The organism is Micrococcus sp. GbtcB5 (genome assembly GCF_019091605.1).
GTDB classification, from domain to species: domain Bacteria; phylum Actinomycetota; class Actinomycetes; order Actinomycetales; family Micrococcaceae; genus Micrococcus; species Micrococcus luteus.
The window spans coordinates 1-274 of the sequence record NZ_JAGXJK010000189.1 but is presented as its reverse complement, the minus strand read 5'-3'; the positions used below and the strand labels follow the sequence as shown (position 1 = coordinate 274).

Here is a 274-nt window from a genome sequence, read left to right as displayed (position 1 = left end):
CGCGTCGGGCGGCTGCGGGGGGGGCCCCGCCAAGCGCGGCGCCCGCCAGCCGCGGGCGCCCACGAGCGGCGACCCCCCCGTGTAGTCCCACTCCGTGCCGGCCACCGCCGAGCCGGACCGGGTGACCAGGTCCGCGTACGCGTACACGAGCTCGACCGAGAGCACGCTGTGGTGCGCCCCCGGGTTGGCCGGCGCGTGGATGCCGAACTCGGTCCCCGTGCCCATCACCCGGTGCACGCCCCAGCCGGCGGCGTCCCTCCCGTTCGGGGGCACC

At 79.2% G+C, this 274-nt stretch carries 1 protein-coding gene; it reads right to left on the bottom strand.

The genetic code is table 11. The features are described 5' to 3' along the window. A partial coding sequence (locus KVS67_RS11985) for a proteasome accessory factor PafA2 family protein (protein ID WP_368669067.1) occupies positions 1-273 on the bottom strand: 273 nt, incomplete at its 3' end. Position 274 lies beyond the last annotated feature (1 nt).